Annotated in this window: 5 protein-coding genes and 1 pseudogene; 5 read left to right on the top strand and 1 reads right to left on the bottom strand. The window is 63.4% G+C overall.

Annotated elements, in window-relative coordinates; translation table 11 throughout:
• The first annotated feature begins 345 nt into the window (after positions 1-345).
• The 4 genes from IPJ78_12255 (at position 346) to IPJ78_12240 (ending at position 4,675) form a co-directional block, all read left to right on the top strand.
• The gene (locus IPJ78_12255; protein ID MBK7907323.1) at positions 346-1,377 is read left to right on the top strand and encodes a DUF4917 family protein; all 1,032 of its coding nucleotides are present in this window, start codon (positions 346-348) and stop codon (positions 1,375-1,377) included.
• Between the two features lie 121 nt (positions 1,378-1,498).
• Positions 1,499-2,431, top strand: coding sequence for a hypothetical protein (locus tag IPJ78_12250; GenBank protein MBK7907322.1), 933 nt, complete (start codon positions 1,499-1,501; stop codon positions 2,429-2,431).
• Between the two features lie 943 nt (positions 2,432-3,374).
• Positions 3,375-4,343: a hypothetical protein gene (locus IPJ78_12245; GenBank protein MBK7907321.1), complete on the top strand. Its 969-nt coding sequence runs from the start codon at positions 3,375-3,377 to the stop codon at positions 4,341-4,343.
• On the top strand, positions 4,343-4,675 hold the full coding sequence (locus IPJ78_12240; protein ID MBK7907320.1) for a hypothetical protein: 333 nt from the start codon (positions 4,343-4,345) through the stop codon (positions 4,673-4,675). Before IPJ78_12245 ends, IPJ78_12240 begins: the two co-directional genes overlap by 1 nt.
• A gap of 225 nt (positions 4,676-4,900) precedes the next feature.
• Here the strand turns inward: IPJ78_12240 and IPJ78_12235 are convergent.
• Positions 4,901-5,855: pseudogene (locus IPJ78_12235) on the bottom strand (IS30 family transposase).
• A gap of 615 nt (positions 5,856-6,470) precedes the next feature.
• On the opposite strand from IPJ78_12235, the gene IPJ78_12230 reads away from it, so the two are divergent.
• On the top strand, positions 6,471-7,517 hold the full coding sequence (locus IPJ78_12230; GenBank protein ID MBK7907319.1) for a beta-lactamase family protein: 1,047 nt from the start codon (positions 6,471-6,473) through the stop codon (positions 7,515-7,517).
• The last annotated feature ends 47 nt before the right edge of the window (positions 7,518-7,564 follow it).

The raw sequence follows: 7,564 nt of genomic DNA, 5'->3' as shown, positions 1-7,564 counted from the left end.
CACGCGCTGTATGGTGTCCCGCTCCGAAACGATACCGAGAGCTACAACGTCTACCAATGGAAGCACGCGAGCACCTTGATCCTAGGCGTGGTCGATGCAGACGGAGTGGTAAGTTCGCTATTTCTTGGATGGAACGACTAGCGCGCGGCGCAGCCTAACGGCAGTTGGTGCAGACGGCCGCGCTGGGGTAGCGGTTGGGCGGCCGCGCTTTATCGTACCTGAAGGTACCGCGCGGCCGCCCAACCGTATTTTATGAAAGCGGCCGCAGCACAACTTGACGTTATGTGGACACTACGCTTTCGGTGACACCCTCACACTTTCCACGGCTCTTGCGCCGACCCTTCAATGGACGTCATTCCATTCTCGACCGTTGAAGCGAAGATGGCGAAGAGGGGCAAGCGGTCATATAGCCTGCTGCTTGGCAACGGCTTCAGCATGGCTTACGACCCTGGCATCTTCTCCTACAACGCACTTCATGGCTTCGTTGACACGTTGGACAACGCACTGCTCAAGGCCCTATTCCGAGTAGTTGACACTCACGACTTCGAACAGGTCATGCGGCAGCTCGACACTTTCGCTGCCGTGGGCGAGGTGCTAGGCATTGATGCCACGCTCCGAGCGCGCATTGACACCGCACGCTCGGACCTGAAGCGTGGTCTCATCGATGCAGTTCGGGCACTTCACCCTGAGCATGTCTTCAAGGTCCCGCAGGATAAGTGCGACGCGTGCGTTTCGTTCCTCCGACGCTTCTTAGACGCGGACGGCTCCCTCTTCACTACGAACTACGATCTTCTGCTCTACTGGGTGCTCATGAGGGGGGAACTTGGTGGCGTCGACGGTTTCGGGCGCGATCGCGAGAACCCCGACGAGTACGTTCCCGAGGAAGACATCGAGTGGTCCGAGCTGCGGTGGGGACGTAACTCCGCAGGGCAGAACGTTCACTATATCCACGGCGCGCTCCCGCTCTTTGATACAGGCCTCGAGATCGTGAAGGAGCAGTACGGCGAGGGTTATCTTCTCGAACAGATCACGAAGCGCATCCAGAACGACGAATACCCACTGTTCGTGACCGCCGGAGACGGCGCGCAGAAGCTGAAGCACATCCGGCAGAACCCTTATCTGCACCACAGTTTCCAAGCCTTGGCTACGGTAACCGGTTCTGTCGTCTCCTTCGGCTTTAACTTTGGGCCGCAGGATGAGCACATCATCACTGCCCTAGCCCATGCCGCGAAGCAGCCCATTCCTGACAAGCTGTGGAGCGTGTATATCGGCGTTTTCTCCGATGCGGACATTGAACGAGCTACTGAGATCGCTCCACAACTCAAGTGCAAGGTTCATCTCTTCGACTCCAAGACTGCGCCGGTCTGGGGGAGATAGCGGGCCGTTCTACAAGCCACATAGCGACGCTTGCTAGCCAACAACCGCACTTTATAGAAGCGCTCGCAGCAGACGCATACGTTATGTGGACTGACGACACACACACTCGGGCAGAGGCCTCGTGAAGTACCATCTCGATCGGGCGATCCGCTTCAGCGACCTCCGGGAACACAAGAACCTCTACCCGTGGTCACTCCATGAGCTCTCGTCATCCGGAGAGCGCCTTGGACGCGATCTCATTCCGTGGGATTGGACGCTGCGCTTCGAGGCGCACACTTTCAGGCTGCTGAGCATCTGGGGACTTAAGAGGTCCCTCGGGGACGACGGCAATCCTAGCGTGGAGTGGAAAGAGTCGACCGTCGTGGTCGCGGACCTTCAATTCGATGCCGAGTACTCGTCCGAATCGAGGTGGAGCCGCACGAAGCTCTCTATGCTCGGGACCGAACGCGAGATATCGCAGGTCCGACTGAGAGTCAGGGCTCTGCAGAATGAAGAGGAGGGTGAACGATGCAAGCTCTTTGGGTTCCCTAGCTACACGAGCGAGATCGACTTTCACAATCACACATTTCCCGACACTATCGAGATCGAAGTAGCTGTAAGTCCGTTGAGGTTGCGAACACTGTGCGAGATCGCCACATACCCACACCCGATTTCCGCAAGCATCACCGTCTCGAGAGTCTCGGGTTTGTACAGCGAATGGTCACCGGCGATCGGCACCGATAGCGTTAGGATCCTGACCGCTGACGAGGCTCACGTCGTCGAAGGTGCCCCGGAAGGAGAAGGGGTGTTGCCGCGACTAGGTGACGTTGGGGAGTTTGAGCTCCTTCTCAGCCGTCATTCGGCCTTGAACACGCGGGTCGTTTCCACAGAGGACTCGGAGGAGGACGGCCTGGAGGTAGATCCGCGTCGAGTTGGAGAGACCGTCACCACGCCCGAGCTCCAGGCCCTGCAGAACTTGTCGCGCGACGCCGCAGTGGTGCGACGTGCGATCTCATCGATGAAGGCTCCGCTGTGGATCGCCGTGATTCTCATCGGACTTCTCCTCATCTTCTAGATGTTCGCGTTGTCGCGCATATTGTGAGCAGGGGGCGCCACACGGTGCCGCTGGCCGTGGCTTTGGAGGCGGCGGCACAGCCACACGTTATGTGGAATAGATCGACCCTGACATTCAGCTACGTCGCCTATGAGCACCACCGTCAGTTCCAGTCAAGCGTCAGACGAGTCAGGCAGAACGCCCGGTGGTGGCTGCTGGGTTCTGTTCCACGACTGGGAGCCTTGGACAGTCTCGCACGCCGTCTGTGTGGTCCAACGGTTCCGCCGTTGTCGCCGCTGCAGAAAGCTCCAGCTTAAGCCCGACACTTACGAGCATGTGTGGAGTCCATGGGAACTATACGAGTTCACCAGACCTCCGCGCCATGAGGACGAAGCAAGTGGTGCACGCGGTGACATAGTTGTCACTCACCAACGGCAACGGTGTCTCCGCTGTGGCTTTGTCGAGGACCACTATGTTCGCAACGGCGGCGTTGGTCCGCCGCCGCCTGCTCTACCGTCGCCAGAGGAATTGCAGCGCATCATCGACGCCGCATCGGAGACGTTGCCTCTGCCGCCGCGAGGAGCAGCGCCGCCGAGCCTTCCACCGGGCGCCGCATAACGGCAGTTGGTGCCGACGGCCGCGCTGGGGTAGCGGTTGGGCGGCCGTGCTTTATCGCACCTGAAGGTACCGCACGGCCGCCCAACCGCATCTTATGGAAGCGGCCGCAGCACAACCTGACGCTATGCCGAGCAGACTGAGTTGTGGAGAACTCCATGAGCCTCGACCTGGAGGCCGACGATGCGCTGGCTCTCGCTCGATGCACTAGCTGAGGGTCCCCCCGCCGCGGCTCCAGTGCTAGGCACGGTGATCGAAGTGACAGCCCTTCGCGCGTCGCCCGTTCGGGGCCGGCATTCGCGGTAGCTCTTGCGGCGCTTTGTTCCGCGACATACCCTAGCCGCACGCCTTGCAACCCACCCTCGGTCGTAGTTTCGGACGCACCTCAGACATGCAAAGGCGATCAGGATGGCTTATCACGACGCTGGCGCTCGTCTCGCTCGGCGCATGTAGTGACGATCTGCCCACCGCCCCGCGCGTGAGCAGGTCGGAGTTGCATGCGGCGCTCACGCCGGCGGCCGCGGCGCGGCTGAACGAATCTGGCCACTTCGCGTTCGAGGACCCGATACCTGTGGGTGGCGCGAGCTGGGTCACGCGTGTGCAGGCTCGCCAACTCGCCTGGGCGTTCTGGAGGACGTTCGAGACGGACTTGAGGCGGTACGCCGCTCAAGACCGTGGCGGGTCGATTGCCGCCAACCTAGCGATCTGCCCTCGAGTCTATTTCGTCGAATCCGGGTACGATGTGTTTCCGGTCGAGCTCGTCCGCGAATATCGGCGTGGGTATGGCGCGAGCTGGATCGTCGGACTCTGCCACGGGGCTGAACAGCAGGTCGCGATCTCGGTTTCGGTTGAGAGCACGGACATCGTCGTCGATGCGGAGGGGCGTGTCAACGGAATCCTGCCCGGCGACTTCGCGTTAGTCGGTGTGGTGCCAGGGGTCACCGTGCCGACTGAGCCGGAGTATGGAGCGGTGTTCAGCTCCAGTCGGGCCCACCGGCGAGTCGACGGCGTGCCGCGGTTGACGCGAAACGGCAACCGCGCAAGTCCGTTCACGGCGATTTGGACCTACGATCTCGAGTCGGCGGTTTCGCTCCGGGGGACCACGAGCGGCGTCGAGCGTTCACGACTCGTTGTCGGAATCGGCAAGTGGGGTTCGCAGACGGATACACGAATGCTTGACTGGAATCCGGACTCGGCCGCGGTCGTCAGGGAGGAGACGTTCTACTTCTTCGTGAACGGAACACCTTCCACTTTGGTCGTCACGCGTCGTGCCGACGTTCCGGCAAGTTGGGAGCCGGTGACCGTGAGGACGCCCTGATGCCACGTTCACTGAGTTTTGTGCTCCGCGTGCTCAGCGCGCTGCTCGCCGTCGCGTGCAACGTCGCGACGCCCCAGAAGCCGAGCAACCCCACCGTCTCCGGGGGTCGCTGTCAGACGGTCGCGTCCGTGAACTGGAAGGCGGCCATCGGCGACAACATCTACATCAATCCAGACTCCGCGGACGTGATGATGCCGGAGGATCTAAAGACGTGCACAGTCCACTTCGGCACTGTCGACGTTCCACACCGGATTGAATCGCCCCGGGATTGCCGGAGGCTCCATACCCTGAGAGGTTGGAGCCATGCCCATACCCTCCCCATCGTCGCCTGAAGTCCGCGACGGCCGCCCACCGGAAGTTTGGGGAAGCGGCCGCGGCACAACTTGACGTCATGCCGAGCTGATCGGCTCAGCGTGAGTGAAAGTCTCGAGCAGGGATGGAGCGCGATCGCGGCACGAGCGACGGCTGACCGCGCACCCGGCAGCCATCGGCGCAGTGGACCCGATGGACGACAGCGTGGCCGGTGTAAAGTCAACTTTGAAGTGCACCGCTGAGCATCATGCCGCATAGATCTCCTCCGGGGTGCGAAAGCCAAGCCGCTTGCGCGGACGGCGGTTGAGCTTGTCCGCGATGCGCTGACAGGCCTGCTGCGTCAGGTGTTCCATCGAGGTGCGCTTGGGCGCGTACTGCCGAAAGAGCCCGTTCATGTTCTCGTTGCTCCCACGCTCCCATGAATGGTGCGGCGTCGCGAAGTAGCACTTCGTGGAGACGACGGCCTCGAGCTTCTTGTAGGAGTGGAACTCAGTCCCGTTGTTTAGCGTGAGCGTGCGCACCGGCCGCGGCTGCGCCTCGATCAGCTGCCGCAGCCGCGCGTTCGTGTTGGCGGCCGTGCGTTGTGCGAGCAGGCCGATCGCGACGAAGCCCGACTTTCGCTCCACGAGCGTCACCACGCACGCGCCATGCTGCGTGTTGCCGAGCACGGTGTCGCCCTTCCAATGCCCGATGCGCGAGCGGTTGCGCGCCGGCCGGCCGCGTCGAGATATGCCGCTTGCCCGCGAGGCGGCCGCGGCTGTCGTAGGTGCCATAGCGCTTCCGCAGGTTCTGCGTCATCACGCGCAGATGGGTGTAGAGGGTGCCGCCTCGGGCGCGGTCCTCATGGATGTGGCGATAGATGGTCTCGTGGCTGATCGCAAGGATATTGAAGCGCGCACACCACCCGACGATCTGCTCCGGGCTCCAGTCCTCGCGCCGCAGGTCCGCGACGAAGGCCCACTCCTCCGCCGTGAACTGCGTGTTTCGCCGCGAGGCGCGCCGGCGCTCGTTCGTATACGACTGCGCCTTGTCGACCCAGTACGAGCGGCCGTCGGTGCGCCAGGCGTTGCGGCGCACCTCGCGGCTGATGGTGCTGGGGTCGCGCCCCAGCTCCCGCGCGATCTCTGCAGAGGAGTAGTCGAGCTTGCGTAGCGCCGAAATGGCGTACCTTTCTTCGAGAGTGATCTGGGTGTAGGTCATGGCGTCCTTTCTCTTGGAGGAGAACTGAAGCCTAGCCTGCCCCAGGTCACCTCACCCGCTTCCGGGTGCGGCGACCGCAGTGCACTTACTATGTGAATGCGCCGTGCCTAATCCGGCGTTGGCGCAGGAGCTGACCAAGCGATGGCTCGTGCCCGGATCGGACAGCCATCCCCCCCTGCCGCATACGGTGTCGCTTCGCATGAGGGCGGCCACATCGCCCTCGACCACCTTCGTACCGCGGAGGTCGACCAAGCGCCTGGGCGCAGTCACCACTCCGCCGCCTGCCAAGGCGCTCGCGGTGCTCGGCGGCACCTTCCGGTCCTGATGGCTGGATCGCGACCAGTGCTGACCGACCGCCGCCGCTGGCGCAATGCGGCACCTGTACCAGATCCATCCCGGCGGGTCGGCGCCCGGTCACTCGAAGGCTCGCATGCGTTCGCCCAGCCACTAGGCTGCGGCGGTCCGCCCGCGATAGCCCCGTCCCTGACGATGGATCCGTTCATGTCGACCTTTCGCTCCGCACGCCGACGTGGAGCACTCCTGCTGCTTGTCGTGTTGACGGGCTGCATCAGCTCCGGAACGTCCCGGCGCACCGATTCCGAGGATGCCGCGCGGGTGACCGCCGCTGAGCGGATCGCGGGTTCGGTCGCGGTGGACTCGCAGGACCTGCTGCCCGGCTACGCCGGTGCGGTCGGACGCGAGGGAAGGATCGTCTTCTCGCGCGCAGCGGGCCTGGCCGACGTGAGGTCAGCGCGACCGGCGACGCCGCGGACGCGGTTCCGGATCTACAGTACCTCGAAGTCCCTCGGCGCCGTCGCCGCGATGGCACTCGCCGAGGCAGGACGGCTCGATCTCGACGCCCCCATCTCGCGACACCTCCCTCGCCTGCCCACGCACATCGGCGTGGTGTCGGTACGACAGCTCCTCGCGCACCGTTCCGGCATCCGGCACTACCGGGACGGTGAGTGGGACAGCGTCAGCGACTCACGCTGCGCGAGTCCCGGGGAGGCCTTGGGCGATTTCGTCGATGACCCCCTCCAGTTCGCGCCCGGCACCGACTATCGCTACACGACGTTCGGCTATGTCCTGCTCTCGGCGGTACTCGAAGCGGCGGACGGGAGGCCGTTCGATGTGCTCATGCGCGAGCGTGTCTTCAAGCCCGCCGGAATGACGTCGACCGCGATCGAAGGCGGGCCGACGGCGCGCGTGAACGTCGCCGCGTTCTACGACCGGGACGAGCGCGGCAACTTCTCCGAGACCGTCGGGATCGATGCGAGCTGCAAGTTCCTTGGCGGCGGGTTCATCTCGACCGCCGAGGACCTGGTGCGATTCGGGCTGGCCCTCGTTGACGGACGCCTGGTGAGCGCCGGCTCGCTGCAGCAGATGTTGCGCATCCATTCGGCGGGGGGCGGGAACGCACCCCCGTACGGATACGGCTTCATTCCAGGCGACGCCCTGGTCGACACGTTCGGTGTCGCGATCGAGGACTTCGTGCCGAACTGGTGGCATGGCGGGAACGGTCGAGGCGGCTATTCCGTGCTGATCATCTATCCTGATCACCGCGCGGCAGCTGCCATCACGACCAATGTGCGCGCGTCGGGTCGCCTGGTGCGCGCCACCCACATGCTGGCGCTGCCGTTCCTTCGCCCGTGGACTCGCTGAGATAGGCCTCTTCGCGCTTCGGAAGGATGACGTCTTGGAGCATCGCG

Source organism: Gemmatimonadota bacterium, assembly GCA_016714015.1.
Classification (GTDB): Bacteria; Gemmatimonadota; Gemmatimonadetes; order Gemmatimonadales; family Gemmatimonadaceae; genus Pseudogemmatithrix.
Note: the sequence above shows the minus strand (reverse complement) of the source record. Positions and strands in the feature narration are given on the sequence as shown.